Source organism: Staphylococcus ureilyticus, assembly GCF_002902235.1.
Classification (GTDB): domain Bacteria; phylum Bacillota; class Bacilli; order Staphylococcales; family Staphylococcaceae; genus Staphylococcus; species Staphylococcus ureilyticus.
Window position 1 is genome coordinate 1 of sequence record NZ_PPRL01000048.1, and the last position, 24,883, is coordinate 24,883.

31 protein-coding genes are annotated in these 24,883 nt (G+C 33.4%); 23 read left to right on the top strand and 8 right to left on the bottom strand.

Going from position 1 to position 24,883, the window contains the following annotated elements:
* The first annotated feature begins 284 nt into the window (after window positions 1–284).
* Window positions 285–632 (top strand): SarA family transcriptional regulator, encoded by a 348-nt coding sequence (locus tag CD150_RS05155; RefSeq protein WP_046208439.1) that lies wholly within the window; start codon window positions 285–287, stop codon window positions 630–632.
* Between the two features lie 284 nt (window positions 633–916).
* Here the strand turns inward: CD150_RS05155 and CD150_RS05160 are convergent, their stop codons facing one another.
* Window positions 917–2,122 (bottom strand): MFS transporter, encoded by a 1,206-nt coding sequence (locus tag CD150_RS05160; protein ID WP_064209377.1) that lies wholly within the window; start codon window positions 2,120–2,122, stop codon window positions 917–919.
* A gap of 1 nt (window position 2,123) precedes the next feature.
* Window positions 2,124–2,558 (bottom strand): MarR family winged helix-turn-helix transcriptional regulator, encoded by a 435-nt coding sequence (locus CD150_RS05165; RefSeq protein ID WP_064209378.1) that lies wholly within the window; start codon window positions 2,556–2,558, stop codon window positions 2,124–2,126.
* A gap of 230 nt (window positions 2,559–2,788) precedes the next feature.
* Here CD150_RS05165 and CD150_RS05170 point away from each other — a divergent pair, with 230 nt between their 5' ends.
* The 3 genes from CD150_RS05170 to CD150_RS05185 all read left to right on the top strand — a co-directional run bounded on the left by CD150_RS05170 (window position 2,789) and on the right by CD150_RS05185 (window position 8,504).
* Window positions 2,789–3,550, top strand: coding sequence for a VOC family protein (locus CD150_RS05170; RefSeq protein ID WP_073343814.1), 762 nt, complete (start codon window positions 2,789–2,791; stop codon window positions 3,548–3,550).
* A 366-nt stretch (window positions 3,551–3,916) separates the two neighbouring features.
* The gene (locus tag CD150_RS05180) at window positions 3,917–5,164 is read left to right on the top strand and encodes a lipid II:glycine glycyltransferase FemX (RefSeq protein WP_073343808.1); all 1,248 of its coding nucleotides are present in this window, start codon (window positions 3,917–3,919) and stop codon (window positions 5,162–5,164) included.
* A gap of 169 nt (window positions 5,165–5,333) precedes the next feature.
* Window positions 5,334–8,504 carry an efflux RND transporter permease subunit gene (locus CD150_RS05185; protein WP_103161407.1) on the top strand — a complete coding sequence of 1,057 codons (3,171 nt, stop codon included), beginning with the start codon at window positions 5,334–5,336 and terminating at the stop codon, window positions 8,502–8,504.
* A gap of 176 nt (window positions 8,505–8,680) precedes the next feature.
* Here the strand turns inward: CD150_RS05185 and mspA are convergent, their stop codons facing one another.
* Window positions 8,681–8,998, bottom strand: coding sequence for a membrane stabilizing protein MspA (mspA, locus tag CD150_RS05190; RefSeq protein ID WP_046208433.1), 318 nt, complete (start codon window positions 8,996–8,998; stop codon window positions 8,681–8,683).
* Window positions 8,999–9,061: 63 nt separating this feature from the next.
* Window positions 9,062–9,238, bottom strand: a complete 177-nt coding sequence (locus CD150_RS13355) for an SE1832 family protein (protein ID WP_164987263.1) — start codon at window positions 9,236–9,238, stop codon at window positions 9,062–9,064.
* 147 nt (window positions 9,239–9,385) lie between these two features.
* Between CD150_RS13355 and CD150_RS05195 the strand changes: the two genes are divergently transcribed.
* Window positions 9,386–10,294 carry an AEC family transporter gene (locus CD150_RS05195; protein ID WP_073343802.1) on the top strand — a complete coding sequence of 303 codons (909 nt, stop codon included), beginning with the start codon at window positions 9,386–9,388 and terminating at the stop codon, window positions 10,292–10,294.
* A 137-nt stretch (window positions 10,295–10,431) separates the two neighbouring features.
* On the opposite strand, the gene CD150_RS05200 is transcribed toward CD150_RS05195, so the two are convergent.
* The 3 genes from CD150_RS05200 to CD150_RS05210 all read right to left on the bottom strand — a co-directional run bounded on the left by CD150_RS05200 (window position 10,432) and on the right by CD150_RS05210 (window position 13,219).
* Window positions 10,432–11,223 (bottom strand): glucose 1-dehydrogenase, encoded by a 792-nt coding sequence (locus CD150_RS05200; RefSeq protein ID WP_103161408.1) that lies wholly within the window; start codon window positions 11,221–11,223, stop codon window positions 10,432–10,434.
* Window positions 11,224–11,301: 78 nt separating this feature from the next.
* Window positions 11,302–12,159, bottom strand: coding sequence for a RhaT/GlcU family sugar-proton symporter (locus CD150_RS05205; protein WP_046208430.1), 858 nt, complete (start codon window positions 12,157–12,159; stop codon window positions 11,302–11,304).
* Between the two features lie 190 nt (window positions 12,160–12,349).
* Window positions 12,350–13,219: a GNAT family N-acetyltransferase gene (locus CD150_RS05210; RefSeq protein WP_073343794.1), complete on the bottom strand. Its 870-nt coding sequence runs from the start codon at window positions 13,217–13,219 to the stop codon at window positions 12,350–12,352.
* Window positions 13,220–13,340: 121 nt separating this feature from the next.
* On the opposite strand from CD150_RS05210, the gene CD150_RS05215 reads away from it, so the two are divergent.
* Window positions 13,341–15,479 carry a DNA topoisomerase III gene (locus CD150_RS05215; protein ID WP_103161409.1) on the top strand — a complete coding sequence of 713 codons (2,139 nt, stop codon included), beginning with the start codon at window positions 13,341–13,343 and terminating at the stop codon, window positions 15,477–15,479.
* 111 nt (window positions 15,480–15,590) lie between these two features.
* Complete coding sequence (locus CD150_RS05220; RefSeq protein WP_046208428.1) at window positions 15,591–16,925, top strand: NCS2 family permease; 1,335 nt, start codon at window positions 15,591–15,593, stop codon at window positions 16,923–16,925.
* A gap of 129 nt (window positions 16,926–17,054) precedes the next feature.
* On the opposite strand, the gene CD150_RS05225 is transcribed toward CD150_RS05220, so the two are convergent.
* Window positions 17,055–17,447 carry a hypothetical protein gene (locus CD150_RS05225; protein WP_046208427.1) on the bottom strand — a complete coding sequence of 131 codons (393 nt, stop codon included), beginning with the start codon at window positions 17,445–17,447 and terminating at the stop codon, window positions 17,055–17,057.
* A gap of 352 nt (window positions 17,448–17,799) precedes the next feature.
* Here CD150_RS05225 and rpsJ point away from each other — a divergent pair, with 352 nt between their 5' ends.
* The 16 genes from rpsJ (at window position 17,800) to rpsH (ending at window position 24,871) form a co-directional block, all read left to right on the top strand.
* Window positions 17,800–18,108 (top strand): 30S ribosomal protein S10, encoded by a 309-nt coding sequence (rpsJ, locus tag CD150_RS05230; protein WP_002482611.1) that lies wholly within the window; start codon window positions 17,800–17,802, stop codon window positions 18,106–18,108.
* A 27-nt stretch (window positions 18,109–18,135) separates the two neighbouring features.
* Window positions 18,136–18,795, top strand: a complete 660-nt coding sequence (gene rplC, locus CD150_RS05235; protein ID WP_046208426.1) for a 50S ribosomal protein L3 — start codon at window positions 18,136–18,138, stop codon at window positions 18,793–18,795.
* Window positions 18,796–18,822: 27 nt separating this feature from the next.
* Window positions 18,823–19,446: a 50S ribosomal protein L4 gene (gene rplD / locus CD150_RS05240; protein WP_046208425.1), complete on the top strand. Its 624-nt coding sequence runs from the start codon at window positions 18,823–18,825 to the stop codon at window positions 19,444–19,446.
* Window positions 19,446–19,721, top strand: coding sequence for a 50S ribosomal protein L23 (gene rplW / locus CD150_RS05245; RefSeq protein WP_046208424.1), 276 nt, complete (start codon window positions 19,446–19,448; stop codon window positions 19,719–19,721). Before rplD ends, rplW begins: the two co-directional genes overlap by 1 nt.
* Window positions 19,722–19,749: 28 nt before the next feature.
* Window positions 19,750–20,583 carry a 50S ribosomal protein L2 gene (gene rplB, locus CD150_RS05250; RefSeq protein ID WP_046208423.1) on the top strand — a complete coding sequence of 278 codons (834 nt, stop codon included), beginning with the start codon at window positions 19,750–19,752 and terminating at the stop codon, window positions 20,581–20,583.
* Window positions 20,584–20,647: 64 nt separating this feature from the next.
* A complete protein-coding gene (gene rpsS, locus CD150_RS05255) occupies window positions 20,648–20,926 on the top strand; it encodes a 30S ribosomal protein S19 (RefSeq protein ID WP_019468644.1) in 279 nt (92 codons plus the stop codon).
* A 28-nt stretch (window positions 20,927–20,954) separates the two neighbouring features.
* Window positions 20,955–21,308, top strand: coding sequence for a 50S ribosomal protein L22 (gene rplV / locus CD150_RS05260; RefSeq protein WP_019468645.1), 354 nt, complete (start codon window positions 20,955–20,957; stop codon window positions 21,306–21,308).
* Window positions 21,309–21,331: 23 nt separating this feature from the next.
* Window positions 21,332–21,985: a 30S ribosomal protein S3 gene (gene rpsC / locus CD150_RS05265; protein WP_019468646.1), complete on the top strand. Its 654-nt coding sequence runs from the start codon at window positions 21,332–21,334 to the stop codon at window positions 21,983–21,985.
* Between the two features lie 2 nt (window positions 21,986–21,987).
* Window positions 21,988–22,422, top strand: coding sequence for a 50S ribosomal protein L16 (gene rplP, locus CD150_RS05270; RefSeq protein WP_019468647.1), 435 nt, complete (start codon window positions 21,988–21,990; stop codon window positions 22,420–22,422).
* Window positions 22,412–22,621, top strand: a complete 210-nt coding sequence (gene rpmC / locus CD150_RS05275; RefSeq protein WP_002482620.1) for a 50S ribosomal protein L29 — start codon at window positions 22,412–22,414, stop codon at window positions 22,619–22,621. Before rplP ends, rpmC begins: the two co-directional genes overlap by 11 nt.
* Before the next feature lie 26 nt (window positions 22,622–22,647).
* A complete protein-coding gene (gene rpsQ / locus CD150_RS05280; RefSeq protein ID WP_019468648.1) occupies window positions 22,648–22,911 on the top strand; it encodes a 30S ribosomal protein S17 in 264 nt (87 codons plus the stop codon).
* Between the two features lie 30 nt (window positions 22,912–22,941).
* Complete coding sequence (rplN, locus tag CD150_RS05285; protein WP_019468649.1) at window positions 22,942–23,310, top strand: 50S ribosomal protein L14; 369 nt, start codon at window positions 22,942–22,944, stop codon at window positions 23,308–23,310.
* Window positions 23,311–23,351: 41 nt separating this feature from the next.
* Window positions 23,352–23,672: a 50S ribosomal protein L24 gene (gene rplX, locus CD150_RS05290; protein WP_040029978.1), complete on the top strand. Its 321-nt coding sequence runs from the start codon at window positions 23,352–23,354 to the stop codon at window positions 23,670–23,672.
* Between the two features lie 22 nt (window positions 23,673–23,694).
* On the top strand, window positions 23,695–24,234 hold the full coding sequence (rplE, locus tag CD150_RS05295; RefSeq protein WP_046208422.1) for a 50S ribosomal protein L5: 540 nt from the start codon (window positions 23,695–23,697) through the stop codon (window positions 24,232–24,234).
* 21 nt (window positions 24,235–24,255) lie between these two features.
* Window positions 24,256–24,441: a type Z 30S ribosomal protein S14 gene (locus tag CD150_RS05300; protein WP_046208421.1), complete on the top strand. Its 186-nt coding sequence runs from the start codon at window positions 24,256–24,258 to the stop codon at window positions 24,439–24,441.
* A gap of 31 nt (window positions 24,442–24,472) precedes the next feature.
* The gene (gene rpsH, locus CD150_RS05305) at window positions 24,473–24,871 is read left to right on the top strand and encodes a 30S ribosomal protein S8 (protein WP_019468652.1); all 399 of its coding nucleotides are present in this window, start codon (window positions 24,473–24,475) and stop codon (window positions 24,869–24,871) included.
* Window positions 24,872–24,883 lie beyond the last annotated feature (12 nt).

Below are 24,883 nucleotides of genomic sequence, written 5' to 3' on the forward strand. Positions count from 1 at the left end.
CTCATATCTTATGTGAAATGATTTCAAAAATGAGGAAAGATATTTTTATATGAAAATGTATTATACATAAGTAATTTTTTAACGATTAAAGATAATGAACAATAGAAAAAGATTACCATAATCAATTGTAGCTATATAAAAACTTTACAATAGTAAAATTTATTTATCTGTTTCTTTTAAAATAATAGATTTAATGAAGAAAGTGTTATATAATATTTTAAAAGCTTATTCATTATATAAAGCCAATACTAACAATGAAAGTAAATCATGAGGAGGCCAAATTTATGGAAAGTAAAGCATCATTTTATATTACGTCTGAGAGGGCTTTAAGTCAGTTGAAACATTGGTTGAAGTCAGCTCACCGTTTATCTATCGAAGAGTTTGTAGTTCTGTTTAAGGTTTATGAAGCTAATAAAATTAGCGGAAAAGAATTAAGAGATACCTTACATTTTGAAATGTTATGGGACACTAGTAAAATAGATGTTATTATAAGAAAGATTTACAAAAAAGAATTGATTTCAAAAGTTCGATCAGAAACAGATGAAAGACAAGTGTTCTATTATTACACAGATGATCAGTTAAAAGTAATAGATGATATTATAACAGAAATCGAAAACATAAAAGTTGCTTAATCATTAAGGTTACAATCAGATGATGATCAATAACAACAATATAAATTTGAAATAAGCCAAGTGCTAAAATAGCATTTGGTTTTTTTATGTATTTGAAATATAGAATAAACCTAATTCAGTAATAATTATAATATAAATAAACAAATTTCAATTTTAAATATTGTAAAATGTAGACGAATTGACGCTTCATCCATAAAGTATGTAAAAAAACTGCCAACAATACTTTTGTTGACAGCTAAAACCAATCTTTTTCGGGATATATAGTTTATTGTTTAATGAAAAGATTAGATGTTCATGTGTTTTACTTTTCTACCATGAACAAAGTAATAAATAACTCCAGTAATTAAAACCAGTACACCCATAATAGCGTATAATTGAGCGAATGAAACTGCAGAGGTTACAAATCCTAATATATATGGACCAAAGCCTAGTCCTAAGTCTAAACCAATGAAGTAAGTTGAGGTAGCTATTCCATATTTTGCCGGTGGAGATACTTTGATTGCAATTGCTTGCATACAAGAAGAAATATTTCCGTAACCAGCACCAAGGAGTAATCCCGCAAGAATTAATAACCAACTATTATTTGTAATACTTAACGTTAAAAAGGTAAGTATTAAAAAGATGAAAGCAGGATAAGCGATGACGTTTTCATTTTTGAGATCCATCATTCTACCAGCGATTGGTCTTGTAATGAGTGATGCAATAGCATAAAAAATAAAGAAATAACTAGATATTGTGACTAAATTAATTTCTTGTGCAAAAAATTGTAAAAATGTCAGAATAGACGAATAAGATAACCCGGCAAGGAGCATAATGATTGCCACAGGTAATGCTTCTTTGGCGATGTAGTTATTAATATTAAATTTTTTACTTTCAGTAGTTTGAGGTTTTATGATATCACGCGTTGTATCGATATTTAGCTTAATGAAAAATGAAATGATAAAACTAATGATACCGCACATTAAACAAAGTAAAAATAACAATTGAATTGGGAATGTATTAATAAGTAAAAGGCCAAAAAATGGACCGATTGCAGCGCCGATAACTAAGCTTAAAGAGAATAAGCTAATACCTTCACTTTTTCTCTCCTGAGGCGTTGCATATGCAGCAATTGTTCCTGTCGCTGTTGTAGTAACCCCAGTAGCAATACCATTAACTAATCTCGTGAACATTAAAATAGCTAAGGCACCTTCTATAAAATAGAACAATTGGGTGATGATTAATAAGATTAAACCAATGATTAAAATCCGTTTAGGACCTATTTTATTAACGTACTTTCCAGTGATAAATCGTCCGATTAAAGAACCGATAATAAATAATCCGGATACAAGTCCTGCCATACTGTCTGAGGCATGATATTCAGATTTTGTATAACTTGCTATGATAACGATAAGTAAATACATGCATAAGTAGACTAAAAAATTAGTTATGAAATTAATATTAAAATTCTTTGTCCAAATTGGTGTCTTCATCGATGCTGATTGATTCATGTTAAAACTCCTCTTTCTCTAAAATTTTCGCGTGAATAAGTTGTATTGATTGTGTGATATGCTCCAGTTCTGAATCTGACAAACCTGTATTTTTAATGATTTCATCTTGCACTTTATCTACACGAGTACTAATGCTTTTATAAAGATTTTCTCCTTTTTGAGAAAGTGAAAGCCATTTTTCTCGTTTATCGGTACCTGTTTCTACAGTTAATAAAGATTTTTCAGAAAGCACTTTTAATATTTTTCTTGTGGTCGGTTTTTCAATAGAGCGTCGTTTTGAAATTTGTACTAAAGTGGTTGGGGCATTATAGGAGATATCTTTTAAAACGAGCCATTGTGCAGGATAGAGATCAAATGATTCAAAGATGGGTTGGAATAGTTTTGTATATGGTCTATAAATTGCAATGATATTATCAAAGACAAATTTATTTTGCATGAATGCACACCTCCGAAAATAGTTAGCAAAGCTAACTTAATTTTTAAACAAGTTATATTTTAGTCTATTATGCCAAGGAAATCAATAGCTATTTTTTAAAATATGATTTTTAATCACTATATAAATATGATTTCACAAAAGTAAATTAAATCGTAATCATAGGTTATCAGAAGTAAACGCTTAAACAATTTGTTAGAATAAATATAAAGAAAAAGTAGGGGGATCAAGGTATGCAAGATTTAAAATTAGATCATATCGTTCATTATGTACAACAATTAGATAATTTCAAATTCCCAGGCAATTTATTTACACTATATCAAGGTGGTAAGCATGATCAATTAGGCACATATAATCGTTTAGCGTACTTAAATAATGCTTACATTGAATTACTGGATATTTATAAACCAGAAAAATTGCAAAAAATTGTCAAAAGTGAAGAAGGGCGAGTCTCATTTCCTTCAAAAATCGTTCAAGATCAGTATAAACAAGGACTGAAAACAATAGCATTTCAAACGCAAGATATTACCAAACTAAAAGAAAAACTTGAAGCACAAAATATAGATGTTATAGGTCCTGTAGAAATGGAAAGGGAAAATACTAAAGGAGAAAAGACTACATGGCGCTTGTTATATATAGCTGATCCAGATTATAGAGTTAAACCGCCATTTTTTATTCAATGGAATGAAAATATTGAAACAAGAGAAGAAAAGCTAATATCATTACGGCAAAACGCCTTTAGTATCAAGGGGATTGAAATTAATAGTACAGAAAGAACACATACGGTTGAAAAATGGCAACAGTGGTTTGGGATGGAAGTCGTGAATGATACAGAAACGTTCACGACATTAAAGTTGAAAAACGATGATATTGTATATCGTATATACGATGGTGAGTATTCAGGTTATAAAGCGGTTACTTTGAAAGACGATAATACAACTTCACCGTATACTTTAATCATTAGAGGGCTTAAGTACAAAGTTGAAGCGGATTAGTAAATGTAAACATACATACTATGTGCAATAACGACGATGTGTATCACAGAAGTAATTAGTGTTAAAATAGTTAAGTAAGTTCCCCATTTATTTTTATTAGATAAAAGTAGTAAATACACTGTTGCTACAAATGTAAAAACAGCGAGAATGATTCTTAAACTTAGATATGAAACATTAAACGTTGTACTAAATGTTTGGATTACAAAAATTAAATTGATTAAAAAGAGTAATGACAATATAATGATACGCACTAGAACACCTCATTTCGTATAATATTATAGCAAATAATAGGAAATGATGTGAAAGAATGTGTGAAGCAATGTATAATAACAAAGTATGTAATGGTAAAAGGAGATATCAGTTTTTATGGAAAAGATGAATATAACAAATCAAGCTCATGATGCATTTGTTAAAGCGCATCCGCAAGGTGATCTATTACAATTAACAAAATGGGCAGAAACAAAGCGATTGACTGGCTGGTACTCAAAGCGTATCGCAGTAGGTGAAGATGGTGAGATTTTAGGAGTGGCCCAGTTATTATTTAAAAAGGTTCCTAAATTGCCTTATACGCTATGCTATATTTCAAGAGGTTTTGTAACAGATTATAGTAATAAACTCGCATTAGAAACATTACTAGAATACGCAATTCAGATAGCAAAAGAAGAAAAAGCTTATGCAATAAAAATCGACCCTGATGTTGAAGTAGATAATGGTGCTGATGCACTTACACATCTAAGAGCATTAGGTTTTAGACATAAAGGGTTTAAAGAAGGACTTTCGAAAGATTATATCCAACCAAGAATGACAATGATAACACAGATTGATAAAAACGATGACGCTTTAATTCAAAGTTTTGAAAGACGTAATCGTTCAAAAGTTAGATTGGCATTAAAACGTGGTACGAAAGTAGAACGTTCTGATAGAGAAGGTTTGAAAACATTTGCCGAATTAACGAAAATTACGGGTGAAAGAGATGGCTTTTTAACGAGAGATATTAGCTATTTCCAAAATATATATGATACTTTACATCCCGATGGAGATGCAGAATTATTCTTAGTGAAATTAGAGCCTAAACCCGTGCTTAAGGATTTACGCCAAGATTTAGCGCAGTTAGAAAAGGAAAAAGAAAAGCTAGCTGAAAAAAAACAAGATAAAAAGACATTAAATAAAATAAACGATGCTGACAATAAAATGAAAAAAACGCAAGAACTTATCAATGAGATGGAAGCTTTAGAAGCTAAGCACCCAGAAGGATTATATTTATCAGGTGCATTGCTTGTGTTTGCTGGAAATAAATCTTATTATCTGTATGGCGCGTCATCAAATGATTATCGAGACTTCTTGCCAAATCATCACATGCAATTTGCAATGATGCAATACGCTCGAGCACATGGTGCAAAAACATATGATTTTGGTGGCACAGATAATGATCCCGATAAGGAATCAGACCATTATGGATTGTGGGCATTTAAGAAAGTATGGGGAACTTATTTAAGTGAAAAAATAGGTGAATTTGATTATGTGTTAAACAAACCATTATATCAAGTTATTGAAAATGTTAAACCTAAATTGACTAAAGCTAAAATAAAACTTTCACGTAAATTAAAACGTTAGTAGTTTTGTTTGTGATTTTGTAAAAAAGTAGACACGTTATAAAGTTTTAATATGCAACTTAAACTTTATAACGTGCATTTTTTATGAATTTAGAAAATACATATATAATTAAGCGTAATGAAATTAAATGAAGTATCGCATTAAATTGCTAGTTGAGAGGAGAAAAGATATGATTAAAAAACTATTACAATTTTCACTTGGAAATAAGTTTGCAATTTTTCTTATGGTATTGCTGGTCATTTTAGGTGGTGTGTATTCAAGTGCAAAAATGAAACTTGAATTATTACCTGATGTTGAGCCGCCAGTGATTACAGTACAAACAACCATGCCTGGTGCTACACCAGAAACGGTGAAGGAAGAAATTAGTGATAAAATTGATGACCAAATAAGGTCAATGGCAAGTGTGAAAAATGTTAATGCACAATCTATTCAAAATGCTTCTATGGTTTCTGTTGAATATGAAAATGGCACAGATATGGATAAGGCAGAAAACGATTTAAAAAAAGAACTTGATAAAATTAAGTTTGATGATGGTGTGGAAGACCCCGACTTAACAAGGAATTCAATGAATGCTTTTCCAATTGTGGCTTATTCTTTTACCACAAAGGATAATAATTTAAAAGATACAACAAAAAAAGTTAACAATCAGTTACTACCTAAACTTCAAACAATCGATGGTGTACAAAATGCACAATTGAATGGACAAACATCTAGAGAAGTTTCAATTAAATTTGATCAAGAAAAATTACAAGACAGAGGATTGACTGTAGATAGTGTGGAACAATTCTTAAAGGGTGCCACAAGTGAAACCCCGTTAGGTTTATTCCAGTTCGGTAAAACTGAAAAGTCAGTAGTGGTTGATGGCCAATTTACTTCAATAGATGCATTGGAAAACCTTGAGATTCCATTATCAGCTTCAAGTATGAGCACTCAAGGTAACAACGATGAAAATGCAAGTCAAAGTACGAGTGACCAAAGTTCATCACAAGGGGGTAACATGGAAGCAGCAATGCCTACCTCAGATGATCAAGACGGCGAAAATAGCATGCCTTCTGTTAAACTCAAAGACATTGCCAATATTTCAGTTGGTGATGAACGACAATCTATTTCTAAAACAAATGGCAAAGATGCAGTCAATGTACAAGTGACGAAAGCACAAGATGCCAATACTGTTAAAGTAGCAAAAGATACGAAAAAAGAAATTGATGAATTTACCAAAGACAATAAAGATATCAAAGCTACTAAAGTTATGGATACTGCGAAACCAATAGAAGACTCGCTGTATACAATGATTGAAAAAGCAGCACTCGGTACGATTGTTGCCATAATTGTTATATTATTATTTTTAAGAAATATTAGAACAACAGCAATTTCAGTCGTTTCGATACCGATGTCTATATTAATTGCAATGGTTGCATTGAAATTAACAGATGTGTCGTTAAATATATTGACACTTGGTGCGTTAACAGTTGCGATAGGTCGAGTGATCGATGATTCAATTGTTGTAGTTGAAAATATTTATAGACGTTTATCAGATAAAAAAGAAACACTAACTGGTAACAGCCTCATTATTAGTGCGACGAGTGAAGTATTTAAACCGATAATGTCGTCGACAATCGTTACTATTATAGTTTTTCTACCATTGGCGTTTGTCAATGGTTCAGTAGGTGAGATGTTTAGGCCATTTGCATTAGCGATTGCATTTAGTTTACTAGCTTCTTTACTTGTTTCGATTACCATCGTACCTTCTTTAAGTGCTACTTTCTTCAAAAAAGGTGTCAAACAACAGAGAGAAGAAACATTAGGTCTGGTAGGAAGAGGGTATAAGCGTATACTCCGCTGGTCATTAGCGCACAAATGGATTGTAATGATTTTAAGTACAATCATTTTAATCGCTAGTATCGGTTTAGGGGCCGCTAAACTAGGGACTAGTTTTATCTCAACTGGAGAAGATAAATTCATGGCATTAACTTACACTCCTGAACCAGGTGAGACAGAGCAAGGTGTATTAGCACATGCCGAACAAGTACAAAAATACTTGAACACTAAAGATAAGGTGAATACAGTTCAGTACTCTGTAGGTGGAGCAACGCCAACAGATCCTACAGGTAGTTCAAATAGTATGGCTATCATGGTTGAATATGAGAGTGATACACCTAACTTTGATGAAGAACCAGATAAATTATTAAAACATATCAACAAATATCATCATCCTGGAGATTGGGCAAATCAGGATATGGGTACAGGTGGTAAAAATAATGAATTAGCAATCACTGTTACTGGTCCATCTGTTGATGCTATCAAAGGAACTGTCAATAAAGTCGAAAAAGAAATGAAACATATTCATGGCATTGCTAATGTTAAGTCTGATTTATCTCAAACATACGAACAATATAATATCAAAGTCGATCAAAATAAAGCTTCCAATTATGGTTTGTCTGCATCACAATTAGCCATGACATTAAATCAGAATACACCTGAGCAAAGTGTCACAACCGTAAAGGAAAATGGTAAATCGATAGATGTGAAAATTAAAGAAGATAAAGAAACGGATTGGACAGAAGAAAAACTTAAAAATACTAAAATACAAACAGCTACTGGTCAATCTATTGAATTAAGTGATATCGCAAAATTAGAAAAAGCAACGACGCCAAACAAAATAGAAACTAAAGCAGGAGACTATACGTCAAAAGTTTCCGGAAAAGTGACAAATGATGATGTTGGCGGGACTTCACAGAAAGTGTTATCACAGTTAAATAAAATAGATAAGCCGAATAACGTAGACGTCAACATGGGAGGGGCAAATGAAGATATAGGAAATGCAGTAACACAATTATCTATGGCGATGTTAGCAGCAATTATTATAGTTTATTTAGTACTTGTGTTAACATTTAAAGGCGCCTTGGCACCTTTCACAATATTATTCTCATTGCCATATACAGTGATAGGTGTAGTGGTTGCATTAGTGGTGACTGGCGAGACAATATCTGTACCTAGCATGATTGGTATGCTTATGCTAATTGGTATTGTTGTAACCAATGCAATTGTGTTAATTGATAGAGTGATTAATAAACAACATCAAGGTATGGCAATGCAAGCGGCACTGTTAGAAGCAGGAGGAACGCGTATCCGACCAATACTTATGACAGCATTAGCAACGATTGGTGCGTTGCTGCCAATGTTATTTGGTCAAGACAGTTCTATTATTATTTCAAAAGGTATGGCAGCGACTGTAGTAGGTGGATTGGTTTCTTCAACCTTATTAACTTTAATTGTTGTACCAGTAATATATGAAATATTATTTACATTAAAGGCAAAAATCTTGAGAAAAAGAAAGTAAAATAAAATGCAGACATATGAGATGACATGCTTTTTGTAGATTTTGTATGTCCGTACTTATATATATGAGCACATGTTTGAATATATAAAATCAACCCCGATAAGTTTCTTTTAATCAGAAAACTTGTCGGGGCTGATTTATATGTGTGACGTTACAGTATTTTAAAATAGTGGTTTTTAATATAAAACTAAAGTCAAAATAACATAAATTACAAATAAGATAACGCTCATTATATTTAAAATTTGAACGGCTTTTTGGTCTTTTTTGCCGTTTTTGAAAGCTGTAATTTCTACATTACCTATGATAAGCAGTAGTACAATAAAGACCCACCAATTGATTGCTGGGAACGATAATGTTGTAATAGCTACCACGAATAATAAAAGTAAAGACATAATAATACGTAAAATACGCGTTATAATGGTGTTCATTTTAAATATACTTATGTAACTTACGATTAAATATAACACTGGCAAAAATATAAGATACAGTTGCATTTATTACATCCTTTCTATGTTCGCCCTTAATCTTAGCATGTAAGTTATTGATTTACTAGGATGTTATTTATTTTCTTTTTGTCTAATTTCTGAACGTACCTCTGACATTTCTTGTTCTATTTTTTCAAGTTGTTTTATTAAAGGATCCACAGATTGATTAACTGATTCTCTTTTTTCGAGGTCTCCTTGTAATCTAACATAATCATATTTCAGTTCCGCTAATTTATCATTTAAATCCATTCAATTACCTCCATTTTTGTTTAATGTAAGCATTTCGTATATAAGTTGAATTATAACATGGATTCGAAAGCTTCTAAAATGGTTGCCACTTATGTTAAAGTATGAAAATAGAATGAAAACAGATGATTGGATGAAAGAAGGAATAATGTGACCCAACAATTTATCATTATTATATTACTCATTGCATTAGGCTATGTACTCAAACGGATAAATTACTTTAAAGCTAACGATAGTCAAGTCTTTTCAACACTCGTATTAAACATAACATTACCTTCTTTAGTGATTGTTAATTTAAATGGTGCAAGTTTAGATTTGTCACTATCAATATTACCGATAATGATGATATTGTATGGTGTTATCGCTAAGATCATCGTGATTTGGTTTTTCTTAAAATATGACAATCACATACGTGGCACAGTTGGCATGATGACAGCTTCGCTAAATATTGGTTTATTTGCTTATCCACTTGTAGAAGCGATATGGCCTAAAACAGGAATGATATATTTTGGAATGGCAGATATAGGTGGCGCAATGATTATGTTTGGTGTTACATACTTTGTTGGCAGTTATTTCAGTAGTGCAGGTGATAATTTTGATTTTAAATATTTAGGAAAGAATTTACTTAAATCGGTTCCTTTAATGACATATATCATTATGTTTATATTAAATATGCTTAATATACACTTCCCAGAGCCTGTAATTAAATTTTTCTCTGTACTATCTGGCGCTAATATGCCACTTTCAATGATATTATTAGGTTTGATGCTCAACTTTAGTATTGATAAACGCTTCTTGCCTATTGCTTTAAAGTATTTAGGTTTACATTATGGATTGGGAATCATCGCAGGATTGCTCGTTTACTTCTTTTTACCAGTTGATAATGATATGATTAAAACAACACTACAAGTTGCTTGGTTATTACCAGTAGGTGTTGCTATTATACCTTATTCCATTCAATTTAAGTATAAGACTTTGCCACTCGTTGGAATGGTGAGTAATTTAACGATTTTAATTAGCATTATTATATTGTATGTATATCAAGCGTTATTTGTTTAATTGATTTTTGGAAGACTATGAAACGATTTGAATATAAAAAATAAGGGTCTGGGACATATCAATGGTGTCCCGGACCCTTAAATATTGAGCATAAGTATTAATGACTAAATGCATGTGTTTGGATTGGCGTGATGACTTTATCCTTTACCTCCCATAAACGCGGGGTAATTAGTCATTCCGCCATCAACGTAAATGGTAGTTCCATGAATATAACTTGCTAAATCAGAGGCAAGAAATCTTGCTACATTTGCGACTTCATTTGCTTCACCAATCTCTTTTGCCGGAATCATTTCTAATGTTTCTGCAAGTGTTGCTGGGTCTGAAAATTTTTCTTTTGTATGTTCCGTTACAATTGCCCCTGGTGAAATATTATTAATGCGGATGCCATATTGAGCATATTCCATAGACATTGTTTCCATCATTAATTTTAAACCGCCTTTACTAGCAGCGTAATTCACATAGTTAGGCCAAGGGATTTTATCATGTACACTTGAAGTATTAAGAATAACACCTTTTTTATTCTCTTTTAGAAATTGATTAACTGCTGCTTTGGAACCTAAAAAAGCACCTGTTAGGTTAATATCAATTACTTTTTGCCACTCATCTAAAGGCATTTCATGTGTTGGGATTGCTTTTTCAAATCCGGCATTGTTAATCATGATATCTAATGTACCAAAGTGATTTACAGTAGTTTGAATGAGGTGATCAATATCATTTTCTTTAGAGATATCTGCTTGAACTTTTAATGCTTTGCCACCAGCATTTTCAATTAATTCAATTGAGGCTTCAATAGCATCCATATGACGTTCGGATCTGTAATTTAATACGACATTCGCTTGTTCTTCACCAAACTGCTCTGCCATGGCTTTTCCAATACCACTACCAGCCCCAGTAATAATGACTACTTTTCCTGCTAAATCTTTAAACATTTAAGATTCCTCCTAGTTATTCGGCATAAATTTTGATGAATTAAAGTGTCTAGTCGAATAAGATTTTATAATACTTGATTAAGCTTTAATATTGCCTAAAACAAATGCAGCGATAACGATTAAAATGATACCTGTCCAAATACCTATCATCTGACGTTTATCTTTTCGTTCACCTAAAAGGAAAATGCCACCAAGTGTAGAAACAATTACTAATAATTGTGAAAATGAGAAACTTGTCGCCACACCTACTTTTGGTTGTGAATAGAACATAAACAAGTTACCTATACCCCATATGACACCTGGTATCAGGTTCCAAACTGTACTTCTAATCGTAGTTTCATGTTTAGCTGATAATATTAATCCACCTATTGCCATACCAATAGATTGGAAAAATAGGGCATTCATACCATCAACACCAAAAATTTGTGCAACTACAACATAGACGACATAACCTACAGTGGAAATTAACAAGATAGGAATTGCTTTACCAAAGTTTTTCGTACTTTCTGAAGCTTCATTTTTACCTTTAATTGAAGTAAGCGCAATACCGCCAACAAGTAAAATCATTGCAACTAGGCCAAGAATTACTTGTGTGCCAGTACTCCATTCACCTAAAAATATAGCACTAAATAAAGTAGTACCAACAAGTTGTAATCCTGTTGAAATTGGCATTGTTTTAGATACGCCAATTAAACTGACTGATTTTAATTGATAACCTTGTCCCAATGCCCAAAAAGCACCAGATATTAAACCTACAATAATGACGATGGGGTCATCGAATTTTGTATTGCCAGTAAGTAATAATAAGATACCTATGATAAGTGCACCGAAAGTAGTCCCTCTGATTTGATTGTAAGGGCCACCACCAACGAGTACATTAATTAAAACAACACTTCCCCAAAATAATGCTGGGAGCAGGGCAATTAATAAATCCATAATTAAGCTTCACTCACTCTCTATTTATTTTTACTTTCCCTTTATAAAACAATCACTGAAGATTGCCTTAGACACTCATTTTAAAGTAAAGGTATCGAATAGTAAAAATATTAGATTACAGTTCAGCTTTTTAATTTTTAAAATAGTCTATATGGATATTAAAAATGAAAAAATATAAAACACTTATAATTTAAATGTATGCCGCTACGTACTTGAATTTTTTATATTCATAATTAATGTTAAAACCTAATTCGTTGAAACGCTCAACAAGTGTAGTATTTTTACTGCGTATTTTAAAATATATCTTATCAATATCAAAAGTTGAAAAAGCAAAATGTAGAGAATATGATAGTAAATCAAAAGCAATCCCCATTAATCTGTAATCAGAGTGCGAAGAAAAGTATTTGATTTCAGCTATATGGTTGTTTTCAGCGATTTCAAGATATAAATAACCTTTTAATAATCCTTCAGACATGAATATAAATAGGCGATGGTACTCATCTAATGATTTTACAATTTCAGCAGCAGTCATTACATCATGTTTAAATGTTTGATCATGTAATTTACTAAAATAAGGATAGAACGCAGGTTGATATTCAATAATATTTTGTTCATTACCAACATTTCCAATATCTTTTGTAGAAATGAGATAGTAGTCAGTAAAGCTATAGGATGCACCTAATGATTTCATAAACGGTAAGTATTCTTGTTCATGTTCTTCAAAAGAAAAATTAAAATTTGCAGTATCAGGTTTACTTTGAGCTAAAGCATCAAAAAGTTGTGTCATTTCTTCGATAGTAGGCGTAATATTTTTGTGTATGAATGGGCCTAATACTTTATATTTATTATCTTCGTACTTTAAAGCTAAAAGTAACATTGTAATTTCATCTTGATTGTTCACTTGTGCAAATACACCAGGATCCTGTATTGCATTGGTAATAACAGACCTAATATCATTATGCATTTGTGGTAATTTGTACAAATAAGAAGCAGATTGATAGTTAGCATTATTCAAAAATTCCAAGATTTGATCGACATCGTTCGGATTTGTTGTTTTCATATAATACCTCCATATGATGAACTATTAAGTTAATTATAAGAACTTTTTCATGTAAATGGAAGTTTTGATGTGCTATATACATGTTACAATAAGAATATCATTGAACTGAAAGGACGAAATTATGAAATCACTCATTATTGCAGAAAAACCTTCTGTAGGTAGAGATATTGCGCAAGCATTGAATATAAATGATAAACGTAATGGTTACTTTGAAAATAATAAATATATTGTGACTTGGGCATTGGGGCATTTAGTTACAAATGCTACGCCAGAACAATATGATAATAATTATAAAGAATGGAAACTTAACGATCTCCCTATTATACCTAACCGTATGAAGACGGTTGTCATAAGTAAGACCAAAAAACAATTTTCTATTGTACAATCATTAATCAATAACAAAAACACAAAAGATATTATTATCGCAACAGATGCCGGTAGAGAAGGTGAACTTGTTGCGCGTTTAATTTTGGATAAATCTCATAATAAGAAACCGATTAAAAGGTTGTGGATTAGTTCAGTAACAAAAAAAGCAATTAAAGATGGCTTTTCAAAATTACAAGATGGTCGTAAATTTAACAATTTATATTATGCAGCACTTGCTCGAAGTGAGGCAGACTGGATTGTTGGTATCAATGCGACGCGTGCATTAACTACGAAATATGATGCACAATTGTCTCTCGGTAGAGTTCAGACACCGACGATACAACTCGTTCAAATGAGACAAAACGAAATTAATCACTTTTCTCCACAAACTTATTTTAAAATGAATATTGTTGCTGGGGGGCTTACATTCCAATGTGTGACGCCAGAGTCAAATAATGATAAATCAGTTTTTGAAAAGATAAAAAGTGAAATCAGTGAGAAAGACGGTTTGATTGAAAGTATAAATAAAAAACATAAAAAGTCCTATGCACCTAAACTGTTCAGTTTAACAGACTTGCAACAAGAGGCATACAAACGTTATCACTATGGTCCAAAAGAAACATTGAATGTTTTACAGACGTTGTATGAAAGACATAAACTAGTAACATACCCACGAACAGATTCTAATTATTTAACTGATGATATGGTAAATACACTAAAAGATAGAATACAAGCTATCATGGGCACATCGTTAAAAGAAATTGCAAAAAAACAATTAACACAATCTTTTTCAATAAATGAAAAATTTATAAATAATCAAAAAGTATCAGACCACCATGCAATTATTCCAACAGAAGTACGTCCAGATATGAATCAACTAACCCAACGTGAAACAAAAATTTATCTGATGATTGCTCAAAGATTTTTAGAAAATCTTATGCCCCCACACGAATACGAGGCTGTATCAATCCAAATTGTAAGTGGGAAATATAAATTCGAATTTAAAGATAAAATTACTAAAAAATTAGGGTTTAAGGCGATTTATGAAACTGAAGCATCAGTAAACGAGCAAATAGAAAAATTAACAAAATCATCCAAATTGCATATCACACAAGCTAAAATTGAGCACCATGAAACAACGCCACCTTCATATTTTAATGAAGGTACATTATTAAAAGCGATGGAAAGCCCACAAAAATTCTTTAAATTAAACAATAAAAAATATAATGAAACATTAAAAGAAACAGGTGGAATTGGAACAGTTGCGACTAGAGCAGATATCATTGAAAAATTATTTAATATGAATGCAATCGAATCACGTGACGGTAAAATCAAAGTTACCTCTAAAGGAAAACAAATACTAGAGCTTGCACCACAAAAATTAACATCTCCGCTATTAACTGCTGAGTGGGAAGAAAAACTATCTTTAATAGAACAAGGTAAATATAATGCCAATCAATTTATATCTGAGATGAAAAATTTCACACATGAAGTTGTCAGTGAAATAAAAGAAAGCGAACAGAATTATAAACACGATAATTTAACCACAACGGAATGTCCTACATGTGGCAAATTTATGATTAAAGTTAAAACTAAAAATGGACAAATGCTGGTTTGTCAGGATCCGAAATGTAAAACTAAAAAGAATATTCAAAGAAAAACCAATGCGCGTTGTCCAAATTGCCATAAAAAAATGATGTTGTTTGGAAAAGGAAAAGAAGCAGTATATCGTTGTGTGTGCGGACATACTGAAACACAAGCACAAATGGATAAACGTCATAAAAATAAAAAATCAGATAAAGTAAACAAAAAAGATTTAAAAAAATATATGAATAACAATGATGGCTTAGAGAACAATCCATTTCAAGATGCGTTAAAAGGTTTGAAATTTTAAATTAATCGAACGAATAGCATTAATTTTGACAAGAAGTTCGTGTTTGCTATTGTAAAATAATGAAATTGGTATTAGAATGTGTAGGTATTTTAAAAAAAGGAGAACTAAACCGTGAAAAAGTATTTCAAGTTTGAAAAACATAAAACAAACTATAAGAAAGAGATACTTGGTGGGCTTACAACTTTCTTGTCAATGGCATATATCTTAGCTGTCAACCCTCAAGTACTAAGTTTAGCAGGCGTAAAAGGTGTTTCAGAAAATATGAAAATGGATCAAGGTGCTATTTTTGTTGCTACAGCACTAGCAGCGTTTGTTGGTTCGTTATTCATGGGCTTGATAGCTAGGTATCCAATTGCCTTAGCACCCGGTATGGGCTTAAATGCGTTTTTCGCATTTACAGTGGTGTTAACAATGGGAATTCCATGGCAAGTAGGTTTGACTGGTGTGTTATTCTCTGGTGTAGTTTTTGCAATACTGACTATGACAGGTTTAAGAGAGACCATTATTAATGCAATACCCTATCAAATGAAAATGGCGGTTTCAGCGGGTATAGGTTTGTTTATTACCTTTGTAGGATTACAAAGCTCAGGAATTATTACTAATAATGATTCTACATTAGTGACTTTGGGTCATATAACTGATGGTCCAGTATTGTTAACAATATTTGGAATTATAATAACAGTGATTCTGTATGCTGTTAGAGTACCTGGTGCTATATTTATTGGTATGGTACTAACATCTATTTTAGGTATGCTTACAGGATTAATACATACACCAAGTGGCATTGTAGGCAAAGTACCAAGTATTGAACCTACTTTTGGAGCCGCTTTTGAAGCATTCAAAGATCCCGGTCAGTTGTTCACTGTGCAATTTTTAATTGTAATTTTAACGTTTTTATTTATAGATTTCTTCGATACCGCAGGTACACTTGTTGCAGTAGCAACACAAGCAGGTATGATGAAGAATAATAAATTACCGAGAGCTGGACGCGCATTATTTTCTGATTCATTAGCAACGATAGTTGGTTCAATTTTTGGTACGACAACAACAACTTCCTATATTGAATCTACTTCAGGTGTCGCTGTAGGGGCGCGTACTGGATTTGCTAGTGTTGTTACAGGTTTTTGTTTCCTATTAGCGATATTTTTTAGTCCTTTAATGGAAGTAGTAACAAGTGCAGTGACTACGCCAGCGCTTGTAGTCGTGGGTGTGTTGATGGCTGCCAATTTTGCGGAAATAGATTGGAAAAAATTCGAAGTTGCCGTACCGGCATTTATCACGATCATTATGATGCCATTATCTTATTCAATCGCAACTGGTATTGCTTGTGGTTTCATCTTTTATCCAATCACTATGTTGATTTCTAAAAGACATAAAGAAGTCCACCCAATCATGTATGCTTTAATGATATTGTTTATATTATATTTTGTATTTGTTCACGGCTAAATAAAAATCCTTTTGCAGCGTTTCGTATCGCAGCAAAAGGATTTTTTTGTAAGCACTTATTACTAATAAAAATTTTATAAAAAAGGATGTGTTTCTTCATTATAATATAGCTATCATAACTATATATTTTTAAAACTTCTTATTCTCTTGTTTGTGTTGTGTATAAACAACTTTTGCATGTTTATTTGGAACATAAAGTGGTGTCGAAAAAATAATTAACACAAAGAACAACATTAAAAAGAATAAAATCCAATGCACAATCATACCAACAAAAGGTACAAATGCTAAAAAGGAACCGAAAACACCTAATAAAGGAATCACTAACATTGGTTTAATAGAATTTTGTTTATCGACGACTAATATAATCACGATTACAAAGTAGAGCAATGCATTGATTAATAAAGGTTGCCAACCAAAACTAAAAATAATACTCCCACCTAAAAACGGAATACCATATATAAACTCACCAACAATTAATATTAAACTCAAAATTATAAGCGTTGTACGAATACCACTTTTCATTAATATTCACTCCTAACTAAATAATAGTATAAACGAAATAAATGAAATAGAAATAAAAAAGAACAAATAATCAATTAAAATTACAAACATCAAAAATTTCCGAAAAGAGGTTGAACTGAATAAGTAGTTCAAGTATAATAACAAGGTATGTGTTAGGCAAATAGTAAAAACTTTTGCAGAAAAGCTTGATAAATCACTGCTTTTCATGTAACATATCTAATGTTGGACTTTAAGAACACGCGATGAAGCGAAAGGTTACTGACACACCCGGCCGCTTTGCCATGGCGCTGTGTGAGATAGTTTTCGTGGAGAAGTCTATCACTTAAATGTAGACGAATAAGGAGGGAAAATTATGGCAAAACAAAAAATCAGAATCAGATTAAAAGCTTATGATCACAGAGTTATCGATCAATCTGCAGAAAAAATTGTTGAAACAGCAAAACGTTCTGGTGCAGATGTTTCTGGACCAATTCCGTTACCGACTGAAAGATCAGTTTACACTGTAATTCGTGCCGTGCATAAGTATAAAGATTCACGTGAACAATTCGAACAACGTACACATAAACGCTTAATCGATATTGTTAACCCTACACCTAAAACAGTAGATGCTCTTATGGGCTTAAACTTACCATCTGGTGTAGACATCGAAATCAAATTATAATAGAAAAATTTAGGAGGTGGACTTTCGATGACCAAAGGAATCTTAGGAAGAAAAATCGGGATGACACAAGTTTTCGGAGAAAACGGTGATTTAATCCCTGTAACAGTAGTAGAAGCTAGTGAAAACGTAGTATTACAAAAGAAAACTGAAGAAGTAGATGGCTATAATGCAATCCAAGTAGGTTATGCTGATAAAGCAGCTTACAAAAAAGGAAGCAAATCAAGTAAATATGCTAATAAGCCAGCTGAAGGTCACGCTAAAAAAGCGAGCTCAGCACCTAAGCGCTTCATTCGTGAATTCAGAAACGTCAATGTTGATGAATACGAAGTAGGTCAAGAAGTCTCAGTTGAAACATTTGAAGCTGGTGACATCATCGATGTAACTGGCGTATCTAAAGGTAAAGGATTCCAAGGTGCTATCAAGCGCCATAACCAAGCACGTGGACCAATGTCACATGGTTCTCATTTCCATAGATCACCTGGTTCAGTAGGTATGGCATCTGATGCTTCAAAAGTTTTCAAAGGACAAAAAATGCCAGGACGTATGGGTGGAAACACAGTAACAGTCCAAAACTTAGAAGTAGTTCAAGTTGACGCTGAAAACAAAGTTATCTTAGTAAAAGGTAACGTACCAGGTCCGAAAAAAGGATTCTTAGAAATTTCTTCATCAATTAAAGGTAATAAATAATTATAGAGCGAAAGGAGGAAATGCATAATGGCAAATTATGATGTATTAAAAGTAGATGGAACTAAATCAGGTTCAGTTGAATTAAGCGATGCAGTATTTGCAATCGAACCAAACAACAACGTTCTTTTTGAAGCAATTAATTTACAACGTGCTTCATTACGCCAAGGTACACATGCTGTTAAGAACCGTTCAGCAGTACGTGGTGGTGGACGTAAACCATGGAGACAAAAAGGTACAGGACGTGCGCGTCAAGGTACTATTCGTGCGCCACAATGGCGTGGTGGTGGTATCGTATTCGGACCAACACCAAGAAGCTATGCTTACAAAATGCCTAAGAAAATGCGTCGTTTAGCTTTACGCTCAGCATTATCTTTCAAAGCACAAGAAAATAGCTTAACAATTGTAGATACATTAAGTTTTGAAACTCCGAAAACAAAAGAATTCAAAACTGTACTTTCTAACTTAGAACAACCTACAAAAGTGTTAGTAATCACTGAATCTGAAGATGTAAATGTTGCACTTTCAGCACGTAACATCCCAGGTGTTCAAGTAACAACTGCACAAGGTTTAAACGTTCTAGATTTAACAAGCGCTGACAGTGTCGTAATCACAGAAGCAGCTGCTAAAAAAGTTGAGGAGGTGCTCGGATAATGGAAGCAAGAGACGTTCTTAAGCGCCCCGTAATCACTGAAAAATCTTCAGTTGCAATGGCTGAAGACAAATATACATTCGATGTTGATACTCGTGCGAATAAAACACAAGTAAAAATCGCTGTAGAAGAAATCTTTGATGTAAAAGTTGATAATGTGAATATTATTAACTACAAACCAAAGAAAAAACGTATGGGCCGTTACCAAGGCTATACAAACAAACGACGCGTAGCAATCGTTAAATTAAAAGAAGGATCAATCGATCTATTTAACTAAAAAATTACCAATAAGGAGGTAAACGACAATGGCTCTAAAAAAATATAAGCCAATTACTAACGGTCGTCGTAATATGACTAGTTTAGATTTCGCTGAAATTACGAAAACTACTCCTGAAAAGTCACTATTACAACCGCTACCGAAAAGAGCGGGACGAAATCATCAAGGTAAATTGACTGTACGCCATCATGGCGGTGGACACAAACGTCAATATCGTGTAATTGATTTCAAACGTAACAAAGATGGTATCCAAGCAAAAGTTGATTCAATTCAATATGATCCAAACCGTTCAGCAAATATCGCATTGTTATTTTACGCTGATGGAGAAAAACGTTATATTATTGCACCTAAAAACTTAAAAGTAGGTCAAACACTTGAAAGTGGTGCAGAAGCAGATATTAAAGTAGGTAATGCACTACCACTACAAAATATTCCAGTAGGTACTGTTATTCATAACATCGAGTTGAAACCTGGTAGAGGTGGACAAATCGCTCGTTCTGCTGGTGCAAGTGCACAAGTATTAGGTAAAGAAGGTAAATATGTATTAATCAGATTAAGATCTGGCGAAGTACGTATGATTCTTTCAACTTGCCGTGCTACTATTGGACAAGTTGGTAATATCCAACACGAACTTGTTAACGTTGGTAAAGCTGGACGTTCAAGATGGAAAGGTATCCGTCCGACAGTTCGTGGTTCTGTAATGAACCCTAACGATCACCCACACGGTGGTGGTGAAGGACGCGCACCAATCGGTATGCCTTCTCCAATGTCACCTTGGGGCAAACCAACACTTGGTAAGAAAACACGTCGCGGTAAAAAATCATCAGATAAACTTATCGTTCGTGGACGTAAGAAAAAATAAAAATAACTTATTTGGGTGTGCGGCTTAACCGCTGCACGCACATAATAAGAAGGGAGGCGCCACTATGGCTCGTAGTATTAAAAAAGGACCTTTCGTTGACGATCACCTAATGAAAAAGGTTGAAGCTCAAAGCGGAAGCGAGAAAAAACAAGTAATCAAAACTTGGTCACGTCGTTCAACTATTTTCCCTGATTTCATCGGACATACATTCGCTGTATATGATGGACGTAAACATGTGCCTGTATTTGTAACAGAAGATATGGTTGGTCATAAACTTGGAGAGTTTGCACCAACACGTACATTTAAAGGTCACGTTGCAGACGATAAAAAAACAAGAAGATAATATCTAACAGGTAGAGGAGGAAATTGGAATGGAAGCAAAAGCGGTTGCTAAAACAATAAGAATCGCACCTCGTAAAGTTAGATTAGTATTAGATCTAATTAGAGGCAAAAGCGCTGGTGAAGCGATAGCGATTTTGAAATTAACAAACAAGGCTTCATCACCAGTAATTGAGAAATTATTAATGTCCGCTTTAGCTAATGCAGAACATAACTATGACATGAACACAGATGAGTTAATAGTTAAAGAAGCTTATGCTAATGAAGGACCAACTTTAAAACGTTTCCGTCCACGTGCACAAGGTAGTGCAAGTGCGATTAACAAACGTACAAGCCACATTACAATCGTCGTAAGTGACGGTAAAGAAGAAGCTAAAGAAGCTTAATAAAATCTTAAGGAGGGAACACTGTGGGTCAAAAAATTAATCCAATTGGACTTCGTGTCGGTGTAATCCGTGATTGGGAAGCTAAATGGTATGCAGAAAAAGACTTCGCATCATTATTACACGAAGATTTAAAAATCCGTAAGTTTATTGATAACGCATTAAGTGAAGCTTCAGTTTCTCATGTAGAAATTGAACGTGCTGCTAATCGTATCAACATCGCTATTCACACTGGTAAACCTGGTATGGTAATCGGTAAAGGCGGTTCAGAAATAGAAAAACTTCGTAACAAATTAAATTCATTAACAAATAAAAAAGTACACATCAACGTAATTGAAATCAAAAAAGTAGATTTAGATGCTAAATTGGTAGCGGAAAACATTGCGCGTCAATTAGAAAATCGTGCATCTTTCCGTCGTGTACAAAAACAAGCTATTACAAGAGCGATGAAACAAGGCGCTAAAGGTATCAAAACACAAGTATCTGGTCGTTTAGCTGGTGCTGATATCGCTCGTGCAGAACAATATTCAGAAGGAACTGTTCCACTTCATACACTACGTGCTGACATAGGCTATGCACACGCAGAAGCAGACACAACTTATGGTAAGTTAGGTGTCAAAGTGTGGATTTATCGTGGAGAAGTTCTTCCTACTAAGAACACTAGTGAAGGAGGAAAATAATAATGTTACTACCAAAACGTGTTAAATATCGTCGTCAACATCGTCCTAAAACAACTGGTCGTTCTAAAGGCGGTAACTATGTAACATTTGGTGAGTATGGTTTACAAGCAACTACAACGTCTTGGATCACATCTCGTCAAATCGAATCAGCTCGTATTGCAATGACTCGTTATATGAAACGTGGCGGGAAAGTTTGGATCAAAATCTTCCCACACACACCTTACACTAAAAAACCTTTAGAAGTTCGTATGGGTGCTGGTAAAGGTGCCGTTGAAGGCTGGATTGCTGTTGCAAAACCAGGTAGAATTTTATTTGAAGTTGCAGGCGTAAACGAAGAAGTTGCGCGTGAAGCATTACGTTTAGCTAGTCACAAACTTCCAGTTAAAACTAAGTTTGTAAAACGTGAAGAATTGGGTGGTGAAACAAATGAAAGCTAAGGAAATTAGAGACTTAACCACTTCTGAAATCGAAGAACAAATCAAATCTTCAAAAGAGGAGCTTTTTAACCTACGCTTTCAGTTAGCTACAGGACAATTAGAGGAAACTGCACGTATTCGTACAGTAAGAAAAACGATTGCACGTCTAAAAACTGTTGCTCGTGAAAGAGAAATTGAACAAGGTAAGGCTAATCAATAATCAAATTGAAAGAGGAGGTTACTAAAGTGAGCGAAAGAAATGATCGTAAAGTTTATGTAGGTAGAGTCGTTTCCGATAAAATGGATAAAACAGTAACTGTACTTGTTGAAACATACAAAACACACAAACTATATGGCAAACGAGTAAAATACTCTAAAAAATACAAAACACATGATGAAAACAACTCAGCTAAATTAGGGGACATCGTTAAGATTCAAGAAACACGTCCTTTATCAGCAACTAAGCGTTTCCGTTTAGTAGATATTGTTGAAGAATCAGTAATTATTTAATAAACAGTGAAGATAAAGGAGGTTTAACTCATGATCCAACAAGAAACACGATTAAAAGTAGCAGATAACTCTGGTGCACGTGAAGTACTTACAGTTAAAGTATTAGGTGGATCTGGTCGTAAAACAGCGAACATTGGTGACGTAATCGTCGTTACTGTTAAACATGCTACACCAGGCGGCGTTGTCAAAAAAGGTGAAGTAGTTAAAGCTGTTGTTGTACGTACTAAATCAGGTGTACGTCGTAATGACGGTTCATATATCAAATTTGATGAAAATGCATGTGTCATCATTCGTGACGACAAAGGCCCACGTGGTACTCGTATTTTTGGACCAGTTGCGCGTGAATTACGTGAAGGTAATTTCATGAAAATTGTATCATTAGCTCCAGAAGTACTTTAATAAACTATTTATAAATATATAAATTTAAGGAGGTGCCACACATGCATATCAAAAAAGGTGACAACGTAAAAGTTATCGCAGGTAAAGACAAAGGTAAAGAAGGTAAAGTAGTAGCTACTGAACCTAAAAAAGACCGTGTCGTTGTGGAAGGTGTTAACACTATTAAAAAACACCAAAAACCAACTCAATTTAATCCTGAAGGTGGAATCTTAGAAACAGAGGCAGCAATCCATGTTTCTAATGTACAATTATTAGACCCTAAAACGAATGAACCTACTCGTGTAGGTTACAAATTCGAAGACGGTAAAAAAGTTAGAATTGCAAAAAAATCTGGCGAAGAAATTAAATCTAATAATGAATAATTAATTGAAAGGAGGATCCACTGTGAATCGTTTAAAAGAAAAATTTAATACTGAAGTTACAACGGACTTAGTAAAAAAATTCAACTATAGTTCTGTAATGGAAGTACCAAAAATAGAAAAAATTGTAGTAAACATGGGTGTTGGTGATGCTGTACAAAACTCTAAAGTATTAGATGATGCTGTAGAAGAATTACAAGCTATCACTGGTCAAAAACCATTAGTAACTAAAGCGAAAAAATCTGTCGCTACATTCCGTTTGCGTGAAGGTATGCCAATCGGTGCTAAAGTAACTTTACGCGGTGAAAGAATGTATGACTTTTTAGATAAATTAATTGCGGTATCACTTCCACGTGTTCGTGACTTCCGTGGTGTATCAAAATCTGCATTTGACGGTAGAGGTAACTACACTTTAGGTGTTAAAGAACAATTAATTTTCCCTGAAATCGACTACGACCGAGTAAGTAAAATACGAGGAATGGATATCGTTATCGTAACAACTGCTAACACTGACGAGGAAGCTCGTGAATTGTTAACACAATTCGGTATGCCATTTCAAAAATAATCTCTAAAGGAGGCTAATTAAGTGGCTAAAAGTTCAATGGTTGCTAAGCAACAAAAAAAACAAAAGTTCCAAGTACGTGAATATACGCGTTGTGAACGTTGTGGTCGTCCACATTCTGTATATCGTAAATTTAAATTATGCCGTATTTGTTTCCGTGAATTAGCTTATAAAGGCCAAATCCCTGGCGTTCGTAAAGCTAGCTGGTAATAGAAAAAAGTCTGAAAGGAGGCAACATTCAATGACAATCAACGATCCAATTGCAGATATGCTAACTCGTGTAAGAAACGCAAACATGGTGCGTCACGATAAGTTAGAATTACCTGCATCAAATATTAAAAAAGAAATTGCTGAAATATTAAAAAGTGAAGGTTTCATTAAAAACGTAGAATACGTTGAAGACGATAAACAAGGGGTTATCCGTTTATTCCTTAAATATGGTCAAAACAATGAACGTGTTATCACTGGATTAAAACGTATCTCAAAACCAGGTTTACGTGTTTATGCTAAAGCAAACGAAGTACCTAAAGTATTAAATGGTTTAGGTATTGCATTAGTTTCTACTTCTGAAGGTGTAATCACTGATAAAGAAGCAAGAAAACGTAATATTGGTGGAGAAATCTTAGGTTACGTTTGGTAATAATTAATAACA

Excerpts from the sequence above, each read along its gene's own strand:
- CD150_RS05200 (WP_103161408.1), bottom strand. The coding sequence starts at position 11,223 with ATGTTTAAAGATTTAGCAGGAAAAGTAGTCATTATTACTGGGGCTGGT.
- rplN (WP_019468649.1), top strand. The coding sequence starts at position 22,942 with ATGATCCAACAAGAAACACGATTAAAAGTAGCAGATAACTCTGGTGCA.
- rplB (WP_046208423.1), top strand. The coding sequence starts at position 19,750 with ATGGCTCTAAAAAAATATAAGCCAATTACTAACGGTCGTCGTAATATG.
- rplP (WP_019468647.1), top strand. The coding sequence starts at position 21,988 with ATGTTACTACCAAAACGTGTTAAATATCGTCGTCAACATCGTCCTAAA.
- mspA (WP_046208433.1), bottom strand. The coding sequence starts at position 8,998 with ATGCAACTGTATCTTATATTTTTGCCAGTGTTATATTTAATCGTAAGT.
- rplX (WP_040029978.1), top strand. The coding sequence starts at position 23,352 with ATGCATATCAAAAAAGGTGACAACGTAAAAGTTATCGCAGGTAAAGAC.
- CD150_RS05180 (WP_073343808.1), top strand. The coding sequence starts at position 3,917 with ATGGAAAAGATGAATATAACAAATCAAGCTCATGATGCATTTGTTAAA.
- CD150_RS05225 (WP_046208427.1), bottom strand. The coding sequence starts at position 17,447 with ATGAAAAGTGGTATTCGTACAACGCTTATAATTTTGAGTTTAATATTA.
- rplW (WP_046208424.1), top strand. The coding sequence starts at position 19,446 with ATGGAAGCAAGAGACGTTCTTAAGCGCCCCGTAATCACTGAAAAATCT.
- rpsJ (WP_002482611.1), top strand. The coding sequence starts at position 17,800 with ATGGCAAAACAAAAAATCAGAATCAGATTAAAAGCTTATGATCACAGA.
- CD150_RS05170 (WP_073343814.1), top strand. The coding sequence starts at position 2,789 with ATGCAAGATTTAAAATTAGATCATATCGTTCATTATGTACAACAATTA.
- CD150_RS05205 (WP_046208430.1), bottom strand. The coding sequence starts at position 12,159 with ATGGATTTATTAATTGCCCTGCTCCCAGCATTATTTTGGGGAAGTGTT.
- CD150_RS05155 (WP_046208439.1), top strand. The coding sequence starts at position 285 with ATGGAAAGTAAAGCATCATTTTATATTACGTCTGAGAGGGCTTTAAGT.
- rplV (WP_019468645.1), top strand. The coding sequence starts at position 20,955 with ATGGAAGCAAAAGCGGTTGCTAAAACAATAAGAATCGCACCTCGTAAA.
- CD150_RS05185 (WP_103161407.1), top strand. The coding sequence starts at position 5,334 with ATGATTAAAAAACTATTACAATTTTCACTTGGAAATAAGTTTGCAATT.
- rpsH (WP_019468652.1), top strand. The coding sequence starts at position 24,473 with ATGACAATCAACGATCCAATTGCAGATATGCTAACTCGTGTAAGAAAC.
- rpmC (WP_002482620.1), top strand. The coding sequence starts at position 22,412 with ATGAAAGCTAAGGAAATTAGAGACTTAACCACTTCTGAAATCGAAGAA.
- CD150_RS13355 (WP_164987263.1), bottom strand. The coding sequence starts at position 9,238 with ATGGATTTAAATGATAAATTAGCGGAACTGAAATATGATTATGTTAGA.
- CD150_RS05160 (WP_064209377.1), bottom strand. The coding sequence starts at position 2,122 with ATGAATCAATCAGCATCGATGAAGACACCAATTTGGACAAAGAATTTT.
- rplD (WP_046208425.1), top strand. The coding sequence starts at position 18,823 with ATGGCAAATTATGATGTATTAAAAGTAGATGGAACTAAATCAGGTTCA.
- CD150_RS05165 (WP_064209378.1), bottom strand. The coding sequence starts at position 2,558 with ATGCAAAATAAATTTGTCTTTGATAATATCATTGCAATTTATAGACCA.
- CD150_RS05215 (WP_103161409.1), top strand. The coding sequence starts at position 13,341 with ATGAAATCACTCATTATTGCAGAAAAACCTTCTGTAGGTAGAGATATT.
- CD150_RS05210 (WP_073343794.1), bottom strand. The coding sequence starts at position 13,219 with ATGAAAACAACAAATCCGAACGATGTCGATCAAATCTTGGAATTTTTG.
- rpsS (WP_019468644.1), top strand. The coding sequence starts at position 20,648 with ATGGCTCGTAGTATTAAAAAAGGACCTTTCGTTGACGATCACCTAATG.
- rplC (WP_046208426.1), top strand. The coding sequence starts at position 18,136 with ATGACCAAAGGAATCTTAGGAAGAAAAATCGGGATGACACAAGTTTTC.